This is a genomic window from Paenibacillus sp. EB106-04-04-XG159 (assembly GCF_058791835.1).
This window is the reverse complement of record NZ_JBYTDY010000013.1, coordinates 33,431-50,400: the sequence shown is the minus strand read 5'-3', so window position 1 is coordinate 50,400 and position 16,970 is coordinate 33,431. Positions and strand designations below refer to the sequence as shown.

At 42.8% G+C, this 16,970-nt stretch carries 18 protein-coding genes; 1 reads left to right on the top strand and 17 read right to left on the bottom strand.

What is annotated here, in order from left to right; translation table 11 throughout:
- Nucleotides 1-26 precede the first annotated feature (26 nt).
- The 10 genes from fliE to sucC all read right to left on the bottom strand — a co-directional run bounded on the left by fliE (nt 27) and on the right by sucC (nt 10,783).
- Nucleotides 27-335 (bottom strand): flagellar hook-basal body complex protein FliE, encoded by a 309-nt coding sequence (fliE, locus tag AC3WTP_RS16365; RefSeq protein ID WP_492395705.1) that lies wholly within the window; start codon nt 333-335, stop codon nt 27-29.
- A gap of 56 nt (nt 336-391) precedes the next feature.
- Complete coding sequence (flgC, locus tag AC3WTP_RS16360; RefSeq protein WP_492395704.1) at nt 392-844, bottom strand: flagellar basal body rod protein FlgC; 453 nt, start codon at nt 842-844, stop codon at nt 392-394.
- A 9-nt stretch (nt 845-853) separates the two neighbouring features.
- Complete coding sequence (gene flgB, locus AC3WTP_RS16355) at nt 854-1,258, bottom strand: flagellar basal body rod protein FlgB (RefSeq protein ID WP_492395703.1); 405 nt, start codon at nt 1,256-1,258, stop codon at nt 854-856.
- A 380-nt stretch (nt 1,259-1,638) separates the two neighbouring features.
- The gene (gene hslU / locus AC3WTP_RS16350; RefSeq protein ID WP_492395702.1) at nt 1,639-3,036 is read right to left on the bottom strand and encodes an ATP-dependent protease ATPase subunit HslU; all 1,398 of its coding nucleotides are present in this window, start codon (nt 3,034-3,036) and stop codon (nt 1,639-1,641) included.
- Nucleotides 3,037-3,063: 27 nt separating this feature from the next.
- Nucleotides 3,064-3,606 (bottom strand): ATP-dependent protease subunit HslV, encoded by a 543-nt coding sequence (gene hslV / locus AC3WTP_RS16345; RefSeq protein WP_492395701.1) that lies wholly within the window; start codon nt 3,604-3,606, stop codon nt 3,064-3,066.
- Nucleotides 3,607-3,792: 186 nt separating this feature from the next.
- Nucleotides 3,793-5,115 (bottom strand): FADH(2)-oxidizing methylenetetrahydrofolate--tRNA-(uracil(54)-C(5))-methyltransferase TrmFO, encoded by a 1,323-nt coding sequence (gene trmFO, locus AC3WTP_RS16340; RefSeq protein ID WP_492395700.1) that lies wholly within the window; start codon nt 5,113-5,115, stop codon nt 3,793-3,795.
- Nucleotides 5,116-5,230: 115 nt separating this feature from the next.
- Complete coding sequence (gene topA, locus AC3WTP_RS16335; protein ID WP_492395699.1) at nt 5,231-7,324, bottom strand: type I DNA topoisomerase; 2,094 nt, start codon at nt 7,322-7,324, stop codon at nt 5,231-5,233.
- Nucleotides 7,325-7,350: 26 nt separating this feature from the next.
- Nucleotides 7,351-8,490 carry a DNA-processing protein DprA gene (gene dprA, locus AC3WTP_RS16330; protein WP_492395698.1) on the bottom strand — a complete coding sequence of 380 codons (1,140 nt, stop codon included), beginning with the start codon at nt 8,488-8,490 and terminating at the stop codon, nt 7,351-7,353.
- Nucleotides 8,491-8,656: 166 nt separating this feature from the next.
- Nucleotides 8,657-9,595: a succinate--CoA ligase subunit alpha gene (gene sucD, locus AC3WTP_RS16325; protein WP_492395697.1), complete on the bottom strand. Its 939-nt coding sequence runs from the start codon at nt 9,593-9,595 to the stop codon at nt 8,657-8,659.
- 27 nt (nt 9,596-9,622) lie between these two features.
- Nucleotides 9,623-10,783, bottom strand: coding sequence for an ADP-forming succinate--CoA ligase subunit beta (sucC, locus tag AC3WTP_RS16320; protein ID WP_492395696.1), 1,161 nt, complete (start codon nt 10,781-10,783; stop codon nt 9,623-9,625).
- A 440-nt stretch (nt 10,784-11,223) separates the two neighbouring features.
- Here sucC and AC3WTP_RS16315 point away from each other — a divergent pair, with 440 nt between their 5' ends.
- A complete protein-coding gene (locus tag AC3WTP_RS16315) occupies nt 11,224-11,898 on the top strand; it encodes a magnesium chelatase domain-containing protein (protein WP_492395695.1) in 675 nt (224 codons plus the stop codon).
- A gap of 24 nt (nt 11,899-11,922) precedes the next feature.
- Here AC3WTP_RS16315 and AC3WTP_RS16310 read toward each other — a convergent pair whose 3' ends face one another.
- The 7 genes from AC3WTP_RS16310 to AC3WTP_RS16280 form a co-directional block, all read right to left on the bottom strand.
- Nucleotides 11,923-13,596 carry a recombinase family protein gene (locus AC3WTP_RS16310; protein WP_492395694.1) on the bottom strand — a complete coding sequence of 558 codons (1,674 nt, stop codon included), beginning with the start codon at nt 13,594-13,596 and terminating at the stop codon, nt 11,923-11,925.
- A 127-nt stretch (nt 13,597-13,723) separates the two neighbouring features.
- On the bottom strand, nt 13,724-14,071 hold the full coding sequence (locus AC3WTP_RS16305) for a hypothetical protein (RefSeq protein WP_492395693.1): 348 nt from the start codon (nt 14,069-14,071) through the stop codon (nt 13,724-13,726).
- A gap of 240 nt (nt 14,072-14,311) precedes the next feature.
- Nucleotides 14,312-14,866 carry a hypothetical protein gene (locus AC3WTP_RS16300; protein WP_492395692.1) on the bottom strand — a complete coding sequence of 185 codons (555 nt, stop codon included), beginning with the start codon at nt 14,864-14,866 and terminating at the stop codon, nt 14,312-14,314.
- Nucleotides 14,863-15,021: a hypothetical protein gene (locus tag AC3WTP_RS16295; RefSeq protein WP_492395691.1), complete on the bottom strand. Its 159-nt coding sequence runs from the start codon at nt 15,019-15,021 to the stop codon at nt 14,863-14,865. The genes AC3WTP_RS16300 and AC3WTP_RS16295 overlap by 4 nt, the downstream gene beginning before the upstream one ends.
- A gap of 203 nt (nt 15,022-15,224) precedes the next feature.
- Nucleotides 15,225-15,623, bottom strand: coding sequence for a hypothetical protein (locus tag AC3WTP_RS16290; protein WP_492395690.1), 399 nt, complete (start codon nt 15,621-15,623; stop codon nt 15,225-15,227).
- Between the two features lie 12 nt (nt 15,624-15,635).
- The gene (locus AC3WTP_RS16285; protein ID WP_492395689.1) at nt 15,636-16,361 is read right to left on the bottom strand and encodes a peptidoglycan DD-metalloendopeptidase family protein; all 726 of its coding nucleotides are present in this window, start codon (nt 16,359-16,361) and stop codon (nt 15,636-15,638) included.
- Between the two features lie 23 nt (nt 16,362-16,384).
- The gene (locus tag AC3WTP_RS16280) at nt 16,385-16,918 is read right to left on the bottom strand and encodes a phage holin family protein (protein ID WP_492395688.1); all 534 of its coding nucleotides are present in this window, start codon (nt 16,916-16,918) and stop codon (nt 16,385-16,387) included.
- Nucleotides 16,919-16,970 lie beyond the last annotated feature (52 nt).

Genomic DNA, 16,970 nt, shown 5'->3' with positions numbered 1-16,970 from the left:
CGAAAACGATGTAAGACGTCAAGTCGTTACATTTGCATGCGCATAATTTCTTGATACGCTTCGACGACCTTGTTGCGAATTGTTACTGTCAGTTGTAAATTCAGGAGCGCACGTTGAGAGGCTATCATGAGTTGATCGACGTCCACTTCACCCCGCATGAATTGCTCGGTCATTGTGTTTACTTGTTGCTCTTGAGTGTCAACTTGCTGGAGTGCATCTTGGAGATGGGAACTAAAAGCCTTCGTTACTTCGGCTGGTGTATGACTTGGGCTTTTCACTGAAGCAGCAGTAGAAGCTTGGACAGGTTGTGCAGCCAACATCGTGTTTTGAATCATGCTTGTCCCTCATTTCACTTACTTAATCAATTTCAACTATTTTGTTGTACGGCTTATTAGCCTCTTCCGATTTCCAATGCTTTCATGATCATGGATTTCGATGCATTCAATGCAGTCACATTCGCTTCATAAGAGCGGGTAGCTCCAAGCATGTCAATCATTTCTTTAGCCATATCGACATTAGGCATGGAAACATACCCCTGTGCATTCGCATCAGGATGCGATGGCTGATATACAAGCTTGAATTCTGAATCATCTTCTTTAATTTGGGCTACTTTTACACCTTTTGGGGATGATCCTCCGTTCGTTGCCGCTTGAAGCTGTTGCTCGAAGGAGGGCTGTGTTGGAGCCATTACGACTACTTTTCTGCGGTAAGGAACCGCTTGGCCGTTGATTACCTGGGCACGAGTAGTTTCCGCATTGGTAATATTTGAGGATATGACATCCATTCGAAGACGTTGCGCAGTAAGACCAGACGCGTTGATCTGAAAACTGTTGCTGATGTTCATTTACTTTTGCTACCTCCTAGAATCAATCGCTGTACGCATCATATTGATATGGTGGTTTGCTTGCTGGATGTATGTATAGTAGCGAAGCTGATTCTCAGCTTGTTTCGCCGCTTCCACATCAATATCGACATTATTCTGGTTATTCCCCATCACTGTAGATTCGTCTTGAACGACGCGATATTCAGGAATGGACTGACTGGGACCGATATAAAAATGACGTGAATTCGTCCTAGTGCCAGTTAAAGTGTTTTCATTCATTTCATTGCGCAGCAGCGATTCAAATTCTACATCAGAACGCTTGAAATAAGGTGTCTCAACATTCGCGACGTTGTTCGTGATGACTTGGTGTCTTGCTGAAGAAGCTTGAATGCCACTTTCTAATTGCTTAAAAGTTGTACTACCTAACAAGTCCACGTCTTCCCCTCACTTTCAACAGATCTTATAAAAACTACTAATTCTACATAATACTGCATTTTCCTTCTTTAACTCGACAAAAAAAGCTAAAATAAGCAAAAAACCTAATGCAAAATATGGTAACTCCCCATTGCAATCTGAATTTTCTACACATTTCTCGTCAAATCAACATAATTAGACAAGATCCATGTCATATTTCAATTTAATCATCCTAGAATTTGTGAACGAAAACAATAGACAAAAAGCCCTATCTTTCAAATGAAAGAACTGGGCTTGGTGGAAATTATGAACTAATACATGAGCATATGCACATATATTCTTACATTATTATATTTTAAGTGGTAAATTGTTTGCGATCGAAATATTAAAAATTGTTGCTATTATAGGATGTATTGGCTTAGATCACGATCCTGTGAGATACTTGCCAACTTCTCCCGCACATATTCAGGTGTAATATCAAATTCTGACAAGGTTAATTCCGGCGCCTCAAAGGAAATATCTTCTAGTAGCTTTTCCATGATTGTATGCAGCCTGCGAGCACCTATATTTTCCATATTCTGGTTGACGGAATATGCAATACGTGCAATTTCTTGAATTGCGCCATCGGAAAATGACAATTGCAGTCCTTCTGTTTTCAATAAATCAATATATTGCTTCGTCAACGCATTCTTCGGTTCAGTTAGAATGGATACGAAGTCCCCAACTGATAGACTGGTCAGCTCTACCCGAATCGGGAACCGCCCCTGAAGCTCCGGTATAAGATCAGAAGGCTTCGCAATATGGAATGCTCCTGCAGCCATGAACAAGATATAGTCGGTCTTGATCGGACCATACTTGGTCATAATCGTTGAGCCTTCAACGATCGGCAGAATATCGCGCTGCACCCCTTCTCGGGATACATCTGGTCCTGAGCCTCTGCCGCTTGAAGCCACCTTATCGATCTCATCGATAAAGATAATGCCGGATTGCTCCGCTCGGCGTACGGACTCTTGTATAACCTCATCCATATCGATCAGCTTGGATGCCTCTTCTTGAGTCAAAACAACACGCGCATCCTTTACGCTCAACTTACGGCGTTTCGTACGTTTCGGCAACAGGCTGCCGAGCATTTCCTGCATGTTCATGCCCATCTGTTCATTGCCTGGGCCAGCCAGCATATCCAGCATATTCGGAGCGGATTCCTCCACTTCAATCTCCACCATATCCTGCTCCAGATGACCAGCAGCTAGATTCATGCGCACGATGCGTCGTTTCTCCACAATAGCGGAGTCTTCTTTAGGCTCCGGTTCTTCGGTATTCGCATTGCCTTGTCCGAAGAGCATCTCAAACGGATTACGCTGCTGCTTCTGACTTGCTGGAGCAGGGACTAGAAGCTCCACCAAACGTTCGTTTGCCAGATCTTCCGCTTTATCCTTAACACCCTCCGTACGCTCAAGCTTAACCATGCGGATCGCGGTCTCGATCAAGTCTCTGACCATAGATTCTACATCTCGACCAACATATCCAACTTCAGTGAACTTCGTTGCTTCCACTTTTACGAATGGGGCTTTTACCAGCTTCGCTAATCGTCTTGCAATTTCCGTCTTACCTACACCTGTAGGTCCGATCATCAGTATGTTCTTTGGCACAATTTCATCTTGAAGCGCTTCATCCAGCTTACTGCGGCGATATCGATTCCGCAGGGCAATAGCGACTGACTTCTTTGCTTGCTTCTGGCCTACTATATATTTATCTAACTCACCGACGATCTGTCGGGGTGTCCAAGCTTGCTCGCTCATTTCAAGTCCCTCCATTCAGTTGTGCTGTCAGCACTCCTCAACAATGATATTGCCATTCGTGTACACACATATCTCGCTAGCAACCTGAAGGGATGCTGATGCCATTTCCTTAGCTGTCATGTCTGTCGCATGTCGCTTTAACGCTCTCGCTGCAGATAAGGCAAATGATCCTCCAGAACCGATTGCCAGAATATCGTCATCAGGTTCAATAATTTCTCCATTTCCTGAGATCAGCAGCATGTATTGGGAATCCATTACAATCATGAGCGCCTCCAGCTTACGCAGGACACGGTCCTGGCGCCAATCCTTAGCTAATTCAACAGCAGCGCGTTGCAGGTTGCCATGATGCTCTTCCAACTTATTCTCAAACTTCTCAAATAATGTGATGGCATCAGCAACTGATCCCGCAAAGCCGGCTACGACCTGACCTCGATACAGGCGTCTCACTTTACGCGCATGCTGCTTCATGACCATGCTATTTCCGAAGGTTACCTGTCCATCGCCCGCAATGGCACCTTTGCCGTTGTGTCGCACAGCGCATATGGTTGTCGCATGAAACTGCATTTCCATACTTCTAAACACCTGCCCCTGAAAGATAATTGTAAATCGTGCAGTTATACTTCATTTCTTATTATATTTATGTTGATACACCAATATTGCTAACACCTATTATAAATGAAAGAACATCCAACAAGCAAAACGACAGTATGAGGCTGAAACCTCATCTGTCGTCTTAAGCAAACTTCTCCTGTTAACCTATTGTTCTGATTTTAGCTGTTCAGCAAAGCTCTTCAACGTTTCGATCGCACGATTAGCAAGCTGATCGTTCTTCTCTCGCTTGTTGCGAATTCGCTGCTCAAGTGCAGGCAATAGACCAAAGTTGGCATTCATCGGTTGAAAATGCTTAGGGTCTGCAGTCGTAATATAGTTAGCCATACTGCCGAGTGTACATTCGTGCGGGAACGTAATGCAAGGCTTCGATAATGCAAGACGCGCTGCATTAAAGCCTGCAATAAGTCCGGATGCCGCAGATTCGACATAGCCCTCAACACCCGTCATTTGTCCAGCAAAGAACAGGTTGTCCCGCTCACTCATCTGGTAAGTCGGCTTAAGCAGCTTAGGTGAATTGATAAACGTGTTGCGGTGCATGACTCCATAACGGACGAATTCCGCATTCTCAAGGCCTGGAATCATCTGAAATACGCGCTTCTGCTCGCCCCACTTCAGATGCGTCTGGAAACCAACAATGTTGTACAATGTTCCAGCGGCATTATCTTGGCGGAGCTGGATTACTGCATAAGGAGTCTTGCCTGTGCGCGGATCTGGCAGGCCTACAGGCTTCATCGGCCCGAACAATGCAGTCTGCTTGCCTCGCTTCATCATCACTTCGATCGGCATGCAGCCTTCAAAGTAGATCTCCTTCTCGAATTCCTTCAATGCCGCTACTTCAGCGGTCGTAATCGCCTCATAGAAAGCATTGAATTCTTCTTCTGTCATTGGGCAGTTAAGGTAAGCCGCCTCTCCCTTATCATATCGGGAAGCTAGATATACCTTCTCCATGTCGATACTGTCTTTATCGACTATAGGCGCTGCTGCATCATAGAAGTAGAAGTATTCCTCTCCCATCAATGCTTTAATCTCGCTGGACAGCGAGGGAGATGTTAGCGGTCCTGTTGCAATAACCGTAATGCCGTCAGTCGGAATCGACTCCATCTCTTCATTGCGCACTTCGACCAATGGATGCTGCTTAAGCTTCTCTGTGATCTCTGCTGAGAATCCGTCGCGATCCACAGCGAGCGCCCCGCCAGCTGGCACTGCGTGCTTGTCAGCGGCGTACATGATTAAGGAATCCAGCATGCGCATCTCTTCCTTCATCACACCCACCGCATTGGCAAGGCCGTTGGCACGCAAGCTGTTGCTGCATACAAGCTCTGCAAATTGATCCGTATGATGCGCGGGCGTCTGACGCACCGGTCTCATTTCATATAAAGTTACCGGCACACCTTGACGGGCAATCTGCCATGCGGCTTCACTGCCAGCTAATCCAGCGCCGATAACGGTCACTCTCTGCTTATCCATCGTTGTTTCCTCCTATACTTCTAACCGAGTGTATTCCAGTTAGTCTTTCCATTACCTCTATGTACAAACTGTATTCAAGCAAGTAAAGACGACCTTCTCAGGTCGTCTTCATAAGCTAATCTTCGTCGTCAGCTTCTTGCAACGTCTCCGAATGGTCGCATTGCGTACATTGCAGCTTAGTCCCTTGCTTCGAGCGTTTCTCGACCATCAAGCTGCTGCAAGATGGACACGGAATGGCTGAAGGCTTATCCCACATGACGAAGTCGCATGTCGGATACTGGTCACAGCCGTAAAATATACGACCTTTCTTACTGCGTCGTTCCACAAGCTTGCCTTCTTTGCACTTTGGACAACAAACACCAGTATCCTTAATGATAGGCCGCGTATTACGGCAATCTGGGAATCCAGAGCAGGCTAGGAACTTACCGAAGCGCCCTATCTTATACACTAAGTGCTTACCGCACTTCTCACAGATCTCATCGGATACTTCGTCTTCGATTTCGATTTCCTTCATTTCTTCTTCCGCTACTTCCAACCGCTTTTCAAATGATTCGTAGAAGTTAGCTAGTACCTTATCCCAGTCCTGCTGGCCTTCTTCAACATGGTCCAGATCCTCTTCCATGTGAGCTGTGAATTCAGCATCCAGAATCTCCGGGAAGAACTCTTCCATCAATTGATTGACCAATTCCCCAAGCTCCGTCGGCACAAACTTCTTCTCTTCAATCGCAACGTAGCCGCGCTTCTGAATCGTTTCCAGCGTAGGCGCGTAAGTACTCGGACGTCCAATTCCGAGCTCTTCCAGCGTCTTGACAAGACGAGCCTCTGTATAACGCGGAGGAGGCTGTGTAAAATGCTGCTTCGGCTCTATCGCTTGCTTCTTCAGCTTATCTCCGACTGACATCGGAGGCAGAAGCTTATCCGTTTCTACGGTTCCATCATCATTGCCTTCCACATATACTTTCATGAATCCTGGGAAGCGTACCTTGGAGCCTGTAGCTCTGAAACCCGCTTCGCCAGCACCAATATCAATCGTCATCGTATCCATAACGGCGGAAGACATCTGACTGGATACAAATCGTTCCCAGACCAGCTTATACAGGCGCAATTGGTCGCGAGACAGGAATGGCTTCATCGCCTCTGGATCTCGCAGGATGGACGTCGGGCGAACCGCCTCATGTGCATCCTGAGCGTTAGCGGACTTCTTCACATATTGACGTGGAGTTTCCGGCATATACTCTTTACCGTATTTGTCTATGATGTAGCCGCTCGCTTCTTCCTGTGCAGTTGGCGATATGCGTGTTGAATCGGTACGCATATAGGTGATAAGACCGACTGTTCCTTCTTTACCCAGCTCAACACCTTCATACAGCTGTTGAGCGACAGACATCGTCTTAGACGCCCGGAAGTTTAGCTTGCGCGCAGCTTCCTGCTGCAGGGAGCTCGTCGTAAACGGCGCCGAAGGATGGCGCAACCGTTCTTTTTCTTTTACTTCATTTACTACAAATGGATGCTCTCCGATCGCCTTCAGAATCACCTTCACATCATCTTCTGATGAGAGCTCTTTCTTCTCACCTTTCAACTGATGGAACTTCGCCTCAAGCGTTGACTTACCACTTTCAAGAATTGCCGTAACCGACCAGTACTCTTCTGGAATAAATGCGTCGATCTCATTCTCTCTGTCGATTATGAGCTTCACAGATACCGATTGAACACGACCGGCTGACAAGCCTTTCCTCACTTTCTTCCAGAGAAGAGGGCTGATCTTATAGCCTACCAAACGGTCAAGGATACGTCTCGCTTGCTGTGCATGGACGAGATCCATATTAATCGGACGCGGGGTCTTAAACGCATCCTTCACCGCTTGCTTCGTAATTTCATTGAAGACGACGCGGCATGCATCTGTTTCCTTAAGGTCCAATACATGTGCAAGATGCCATGCAATGGCTTCCCCTTCGCGATCGGGGTCAGCTGCGAGATAAACTTTTTTGACTTTCTTGCTCGCATCCTTGAGTTCCTTAATCACCGAACCTTTTCCTCGAATCGTGATGTACTTTGGATTAAAGTTATTTTCCACCTCAACCCCAGTCTGACTCTTGGGTAAATCGCGCACATGACCCATTGATGCTTTAACAATATATTTGCTGCCTAAATACTTGCCAATTGTCTTGGCTTTGGCAGGTGATTCCACGATAACTAGTGAATCTGCCATAGGCACATCCTCCTCTCCAACAACTCTTATGTCCATATCGAACCATAAACGCCACCTGCGTGTTCATGGATTCTCTTTTTTAATTGTAAGGATAACAAAATAGAATGCAATTGTGCAAATGGAAGGCCTGTACTGAATAACAATTCATCAAATGTCGCTCGTTGTCCTTCTAAACGATCCATTACTAGCATTTCGTGCTCAGATAATTCTCCCTCCGCAGCTCTGCTTCTAACTGACGTGACCGTTCCATTATTATCTGCCGATGGGAGAATTGTCAACTGACTTGATATTTCTTCTATTATATCCTCCACTTTCGCAACCGGCTTGGAGCCCTCTTTCAGCAGCTTAAATGTCCCGTCTGATTTCGGAGAAGTAATCGGCCCAGGAACCGCCAACACGTCACGGGACATATTTAATGCAATATCCGCCGTAAGCATAGCCCCACTGTTCAACGGGGCCTCTACTACGACCGTAGCCAACGTTAATCCAGCAATAATACGATTGCGTCGAGGGAATAAGCCTGCTCGCGGCATCGTGCCAATCGGATATTCCGTGATCAGCAATCCGCTCGCCGCTATTCGATGAGCCAAGTCTATATGCTCTGGCGGATAGAGCGATGTAATCGCGCTGCCTAATACAGCGATAGTGGAACCTGTAGATAATGCACCCTCATGAGAAGCAGCGTCGATTCCTCTCGCTAGGCCACTTACGACAGTAATTCCCATTGCCGCGAGGTCAGCAGCGAGACGGAAAGCAACCTTCTTCCCATATACGGTTGCATGCCGAGTCCCAACCATTGCAACAGCTTGCTTAACGCGATGATCCAATACGGACCAATCACCAATGCCATATAATACCCAAGGCGGCTCAGACGTTTCTTTAAGCAGAGGTGGATAGCGTTCATCTAACATCGTAATCCAATTTATGCCTGATTTATACGTCTGATCCATCTTCATATGTATATGCTCGTTCGTCAATCCCTTAGAAAGTATAGCCGCTGCTGAAGGTCTAAAGCCTAGATCAAGCCAATCATCAGCACTGCGGCCAACCCAGTCCGGCAGTTCCTCCCAGCCTATCAACTCTTCAACAGCACGGATCGACTTCCAGCCAATCCCCATTAATTCATGCAATCCGAATAGCACATCACGACTGCTCCATACTTTCATCAACTAACACTCCTTCATATTATAATGAAGGAAAGCGTTTACCGCTTTCCTTATTGTGCTTGAGAGTACTCAATATTGCAAGAGCTTTCACGATCTTTCGATCGAACAACATAAAAAAAAGCAACCCTATTAGCGCTTCGCGCTATAAGGTTGCTTACCTTAGACATTATGCATGTTGATGAGTAATACACTTTTCGAGAAGTCCTTGCTCCTCTAGCACTTTAACAAGTGTAGAGCCCATTTCCGAAGGAGTAGGCGCCACTTGGATACCGCATTCCTCGAGCTTCGCTTTCTTCTCAGCCGCAGTTCCTTTGCCTCCCGAAATGATTGCACCGGCATGACCCATACGCTTACCAGGAGGAGCAGTTGCACCGCCTATAAAGCCTACTACCGGCTTCTTCATGTTCGCTTGTACCCACTCAGCAGCCTCTTCTTCCGCGGTTCCGCCGATCTCACCGATCATGATGACCGCATACGTATCTGGATCATCGTTGAAACGGCTTAATACGTCGATGAACTCCATTCCTTTAACAGGGTCGCCGCCGATACCTACAGCGGTCGATTGACCAATTCCGCGTGAAGTTAATTGATGAACTGCTTCGTAGGTCAACGTTCCGCTTCGAGATACAACGCCCACATGTCCTGGAGTATGAATATATCCTGGCATGATACCGATCTTGCACTCGCCTGGTGTGATTACGCCAGGGCAGTTAGGTCCGATAAGCACAGTGCGTTTGCCTTCCATGTAACGCTTAACTTTCACCATATCCAATACAGGGATACCTTCTGTAATGCAGATAACAAGATCCAGATCAGCGTCTACCGCTTCCATGATAGAATCCGCGGCGAATGCTGGAGGCACATAAATAACACTAGCTGTTGCGCCTGTCTCGCGCTTTGCTTCCTCTACTGTATCATAAACAGGCAGAGTGACGATAGTACCGTTCTCTAGTTTGAATTCTACATCGGTACCGCCTTTGCCAGGAGTTACACCCGCAACCATCTGCGTTCCATACTCTAGTCCGCCGAGGGTATGAAACATACCTGTTTTGCCTGTCATATTTTGCGTAATGACCTTTGTATTCTTATCGATTAAAATACTCATCGCGCTACCATCCTTTCTTCCGCCAGATTATTGAACCAATGCGACAATCTTCTGCGCGCCATCCGCCATGGAATCGGCAGCCACGATGTTAAGGCCGGATTCGTTCAGGATGCGCTTGCCAAGAGCAACGTTCGTGCCTTCCAACCGAACGACAAGCGGTCGGTCAAGCCCAATCTGCTTGGCTGCTTCAACGACACCGTCAGCGATAACATCGCAGCGCATAATACCGCCAAATATGTTCACGAATATCCCTTTGACGTTCGGATCGGATAGTATGATCTTGAAGGCTTCCGTAACCTTCTCTTTCGTCGCACCGCCGCCAACATCGAGGAAGTTAGCCGGTTCGCCGCCGTAGTATTTGATGATATCCATCGTAGCCATCGCCAAGCCGGCACCATTAACCATACAGCCGATTGTGCCGTCCAGCGCGATATAGCTCAAGTCAAATTTCGAAGCTTCTATCTCTTTCTCATCTTCTTCATCCAGATCGCGAAGCTCCAGGATATCAGCATGACGATAGAGAGCATTGGAGTCGAAGTTTAGCTTCGCATCAAGCGCCATCACTTGACCATCGCCCGTTACGACGAGCGGATTGATCTCAGCAATAGAGCAATCTTTATCGACGAAAGCTTGATAAAGAGCCATCATAAATTTAACTGCCTTGTTTACCAGCTCTGTTGGAATATGTATAGCGTAAGCCAGCTTGCGAGCTTGGAATGCTTGCAGTCCGATTGCAGGATCTACTACTTCTTTGATAATCTTCTCTGGTGAATGAGCAGCGACTTCTTCAATCTCCATGCCGCCTTCTTCGGATACCATCATCACGACGCAGCCAGTAGCGCGGTCTACGACAACGCCTACATAGTATTCTTTCTTGATGTCACAGCCTTGTTCGATCAAGAGACGCTTCACTTCTTTGCCTTCAGGACCTGTCTGATGCGTGACCAGTACCTTGCCAAGCAGCTCTTGTGCATAAGCTTGCACCTCGTCAATGCTCTTAGCAATCTTGACGCCGCCCGCTTTACCGCGGCCGCCCGCATGAATTTGCGCTTTCACAACGACTACCTTAGACCCTAATTCCTGCGCAGCAGCAACTGCTTCTTCAGCTGTAAATGCCACCTTGCCGTTAGGCACAACTACGCCATATTGTTTCAAAACCTGCTTGCCTTGATATTCGTGGATATTCATTGTGCATCCCCCTATCCGATTCAATGCTTGTAAGGCTCGATTGACGTGATGCTAGGTATAATCGATGATGCGTTTCCCACGTCTCATACCAAAAGAGAATTGGCGATGCGTATACTAAAAGTAAACGCTTCCGCTTTCATAAATAAATGTACTTCACTGTTGACATTTTAAAATTTAAACTATTCCGATCACATTGTACCATGATTCATATGCGCTGGGTTCCCCAATTTTGACAAGAATGTACATTTTTTTGATATAGATATCATCTCTATATGAGAATGATTTCCATCAGAGCATTGACTCCACAGCATATAATTCCATATAATACTATTATAGTGATTTTTTCGGGATAAGGAAGCACCTTTCCTATGAATCTCCGCAAACTGACACAATTTCAGGAAGCTGTTGCGGAATATGAATAGGGAGAGGTGTTTTTTGTTATGTACGGAGTAATCAAAAGTGCGGCTGTCATCGGTGTTGAAGGCAAAATGATCGCTATTGAGATCGACATTTCTCGCGGTTTGCCTCAGGTCCATCTGGTAGGACTGCCAGATGCTGCTGTTCGCGAGTCGATAGATCGGGTAAGGAGCGCGGTTCGCAACAATGGTTGGATATTCCCGCTTGAACGGATTACGATCAATCTCGCTCCCGCTGATGTGAAGAAGGCGGGTTCGACCTTTGATTTGGGCGTAGCGGTGGCGCTGCTCATCACCAGCGGACAGCTGCGGCCCGAACCATTCGAAGACATGCTCATCATTGGCGAGCTTGCTCTGGACGGTACAACACGCCCTATTCACGGCGTGCTTGCGTTGATCGATGAAGCCAAGCGTCAGGGAATTCGCAGGGCGCTGGTGCCAGCGGCTAACGCAGACGAAGCCTCGTTAGTCAAAGATGTTGATATATATCCCCTGACGAGATTGGATGAGCTCAGAGGCTGGGATACATCGATGCCCGCTCGATTCGAGCGAGGATCGCGCAGCAGCTCTGAATCCGTGAGCGTGCATGAGCATGCTCAAGAAGGACGCGAGGATTACGCCGACGTACGCGGGCAATGGCATGTAAAGCGCGCGCTAATCGTTACAGCGGCAGGTATGCATAATGTTCTCACGTTATAGAACATTACCCATCAACTCAGTATATTATTTAACTCTAATTGAAACACCTTCATGAGTATTGAATTTGTCCATCTCTTGATACTTACTGACAATTTTATTCAACACCTCAAATACTTTAAACTCAAAAATTAGAAGTACCATCTTTTCTTCCGTTTCACTTTCAGCTTCACATACTGTAATCTTCGATATCTGATTAATTGCTTCCTGACGGGTGTAAGTACTCTTAATGTCCATAGACATTAAATCATTAATTGTCTGTTTAATCTCATTCGTTTCAATTATAATTTCTTCGTTCGATAATGTTAGCTCTCTGAAAATATTCTGTTTTTCCACAATCTCTTTATCCAGCTCTGTAGACATTTTATCTAACGTCATTTCATCGAATTTTCCAGACATGTATAATTTAATGAGTCTATATTTTTGCTCGTTCAACTCCCTTATTTCGTCACCAATGGAATCCGCATCATTTTGCTTTTGGTTGTCAATCTTACCCTCAAGAAGTTGAGTAATTTGATTAAGATTATCAATATAATTTTGACGTATGTTTATAATCGTGTTTTTAATCCCATCTTCTTGAGCAAAGTATTCAATTGCTTCATTTAAAATAGATTTACTGATGTTTGGAGCATTGCATATCACTGAACCTTTTGATTTTTTAGTACTACAATTATAAAAATGTCTACCACGATCAACATTGCTAACGTAAGCTTTACCACACTTGTCGCAAATAATTAAGCTAGCATATTCGGATATCCCTTTATATACTCCTTTTTGACTAATATGATGTGGTTTCTCCTTCTTTATCGATTGAGCCTTGAAAAAGGTTTCTTTATCAATAATCGCAGGTATCTTGTCTTCATGATCTATTTGTTCATTCCTTGGATTTAATTTGGCTGTTGTTTTATTGAATACTGAACCTGCGCTATATTTATTTCGCACGTTATTACCATAGTACTTTTCATTGGACAAGATATTTTTTATGGTGTTTATCGGAAAATATTCACCCTTGTTACGTGGATAGTAGTTGTTGTCATGTAAGTAATTAATAATCCTTCTGATACCGTAACCATTTATATATAGTTCAAATATTTTCCTTATAGTTTCAGCTTCTTCTTCAATGATGCTTAGTGTCTTCGTATCAGAGTGATAGTCATATCCATACAACCCCTTACCTCCAACTCTAATGACTCCTTTTAATGCAGATACCGAATTACCGTCCTTCACTTTTTTTGATTTATCGACAGATTCTTGTTGTGAGAAGTTAAGAAATAAATTTAATGTAAATTCCTTATCTTCACCGTCAAAAATTAAATCAATATCTAGAAAGTGAACATGCACTTTTTTCTTGAGTAGTTCTCGCAATATATCAATGATTGCAACGTCTCTTGTAAACCTGCTTGTATTCCTCACATAGATTTTACTAAACTTTGGCTCTCTGGACGGATCTGCCTCATAAGTAAATTTTTTATTTCCCTTATATTCATTTATTCCTGCATCATAAATCATTTGCTTAAACTCATCTCGTTTTTTGATACTTGTTCCTGTAATACCCTTGTCGGCATATATCTTTACTAATTTTTCATCCTTTTTTTGATTGGCTCTATCAATAAAATACAATTGTTGATTCTCGAAACTATTTACTTGGTCTATACTGTTTGTGCTAACTCTACAATAAGCAGCAACATTGATTTTATTCATAATATCCTCCCCCTGTTAAGAATGCACTATTATTATTATATTGTATAACATTACCATGCTATTTTATACACAAAAATCAATTAAAAAACCCTCACCTGTAAGGTAAGGGTTAAATACTCAAATATGTTTAAAATAACTTAGTCATGATTGCCTTATGTATCTTATCATCAACTTCTAGCAAACTTTTCTTGCCGTCCTTAAACTGAATCGCAATAACATATACCCCTTTACTCTTAGCCGATAAACCAGCTAATAAACCAACGGGGCCAAGAACTAGTCCACCCACAAAACCTCGACCTACTGCACTAGATGCACTTTTACGTTTCTCTTCGTCCATTACTTCGTACTCTTCAACTGTCGTTTTATCAATATTAACTGACTTAGTAAAACTAGTGTTAATAATAGGGATTCCAAATGTAGACATCACCATTTTACCTTGATAATCACCAGCAATAACCTTGTTTTTTGCTCCCATAGTATCCACCCCACTCGAACAAGTCGTATACAACTATTAAACCATACAATGTATATATTTAACAGTGAATAGTAAGGCTTTTTTCCTAATTTCACAAGAACTCTCAAAGGTGAAATACCTTTCAATTTTCCCCAAAGAAAAAAATAGCCCTACACACTCAAATGAGTAATGTGGGGCTTTGTCTCTATATAAAGCAAAAAAAGAGCACCAATTCTTTGAATGGATGCTCTTAAACTGTTTCTAGTATGTTGTATGTGCACCGCTAGTATAATATACGTTACAAACGTTCTGAAGTTTTGCTTCAATTGATTTCATATTGTGTGCAAGTTTACTATCAACTGTTAATAAACTAATGCCATATGTATCTACTAACGAAGCATTCACTGCATCTGCAGAACCTAAATCCTTATATACTTCTAGTTGTTTTAAAACGCTATCTTTGTTGCCATCTAGAACTAAGAAGATTCCTTCATCTATAAGCTGTCTTATATCCGAAACCATTTCATCTGAAGCGATTTCTGCATCAGCTTTTGTTATACCTTCTGTAGGATGTCTTCGAATATATTCTAAGATTGGTCTTTCTCCTAAATGGGTGACTTCATTAAGCATAGTAGGATTTACATATAGAAACATAACATTGTCATTCTCGAATATATGTGAATCAAATAAGTTCTTAATAGTTTGGTGCCACTTACTTTTTTCATTCAATAATCCAAGAATAATTCCAGTATCAAGAAGGATATCCTCTTTTTCTAAAAAGCCTTGAAAGTTATCATTAAAGTCGATTAGATTCATTTTCTGAATTCGTCCCTCACTTTAGTCCAGTCGATCTTTGAGGACGATTTCCCTACGAATCCTTTAAGGATGTCTTTCTTATCCTTTGTAAGACCAGACATTTTAGACTTATCAATTTGAGTTACTGCGCCCATATTCGTTTCCTCCTTGTCCATTATACACACCTCCTAGTTTTGTTTAGACTAGTGTATGTATGATGAGCCAATAGTATTAACCGAAAGAATTGGTTGCGATAATATACCTATCGGTTTATACTCCCAATATATCACATACCGTGTCTATAAGTAACGGTATTTTCAAAAAATAGGGGACAAAATTTGAAATGAGACAAGAATTATACCTGTTTTTTGAAAAATACCTACTTAACTTCTTTTCTATCATGCCAAGCTAAGCTTTCATTAACAATAATTTTAATAAGCTCCATTTCATCTTCGCTTGGTGTAATTTTCAACTTCATCAGAACCATTTGAATTGCATCTAATGCGATTTTTCCTTTATCTTCATCAGGTTTTAGCTCCAATAAATCACCAACATAGTCAGCAACAATATCTGCAATCTCCAATGAAATATTAGTTTTATTGGCTAGTTCAGTGTCCAATTTCAAGACTCGCAATACTGCTTTAGCAATAAACGTTGATCGTGTAATTCCTTCAACTAAATCTTTATTGAGTATACCTTTTTTCTGCAAATAGGGGACGACAAATAATCCCACTGTAAATGCCAGTGTGACAATTCCAATTACTATTAAGTTATCCATTATAATCTACTCCTATTTAGATAATTTTATTTCATTGTTAACCCATTCAACTTTAACACCAAGTATTTCAGCAATCTCTCGAACATGAGCATAGTTGTAACTGTTTATTAATTTTGCACTTTTAACGATATTACCGTTTACTTTTAGTGTCTTTCCATTCCAATCTAACTTTCCACCATAAGTCTCTGTAATACTTCTAACCTGAGCAAACGTAAGGTCATTAATCAATATTCCGTCAACCAATCTTTTACCATTAGCGTAAATCGGAACGTATTTTGTTTGCTGTTTAGATTCTTTTTCAAACCACTTCGTTAGATATTCTGTCGGATCAGTGTCAGAACCTAAACCATAACTAGGTGAAGTATTCAGTCTCACTTCATAATGCAAATGTGAACCAGCAGATGCACCTGTATTGCCTTGTTTTCCGATTTCTTGTCCTTGTTTAACTACTTGTCCTAACGAAACACTTATACTGTCCAAATGGGCGTATACATGGTATACATTTGCACTATCTTGTATTACAACTGTATATCCGTAATTACCTAATCCACTTCCAGATATCCCAAGTTTGGCATGAGCAACTTTTCCTCCTACAAATGCATAAATAGGAGCTTTGTGAGATTTAACCAAATCAATACCTTTATGCCACTCACGCTCAGAAGCTTTCAGAGGGTTTTGTCTCCATCCATACTTACTAGTGATTCGTATGTATCCTTGCTTTAGAAAGTCATATGACATGTTGCTTTCCTCCTTATTTTTATCTATTGAGTAGAGTCAATATCGTCAGTATGTTCTTCAATAACTTCATTCTTCTTGCGCTTTATTACTCCGAGAAACCATTTCAAGTCGTCGTGTCCAGCATCAATCATATTCTCTAGAATTGATTGAACTTCACGATAAAACATGAAGGTATAGGAGATTGTTGTTACCGTAGTAGCTATAGCAGGAAGAAACGCTGTAAATCTCATCAGTAAACCACATAAAATCATTACTATGAGAATGCTAACTATTTTCTTATATGAACCTCTCCATAATGATTCTGAAGTAATTTTCTTTGTCTTAATTGAATTCCATAGTCCACCATTTTGTTTCGCAATTGAATAATACTTGGTTATCACATCAAGAAATAGTGCTATGAGTAAGCCAATAGTAGGTGGGATGTAAGATTCATCAGGGAAGAGTAGGTAAGAGATTCCAGTGTAAAGAAAGACCCATATTGGTTTAATTAACTCAATACACTTGTGATAATAGTTGCCAACTTCTAAAACTGTATCTTTAATTTGTTCAAGTAACACATTTAATCACACCTTTAGTGATAATGAAGCCCTATTGAACATAATCAATAGG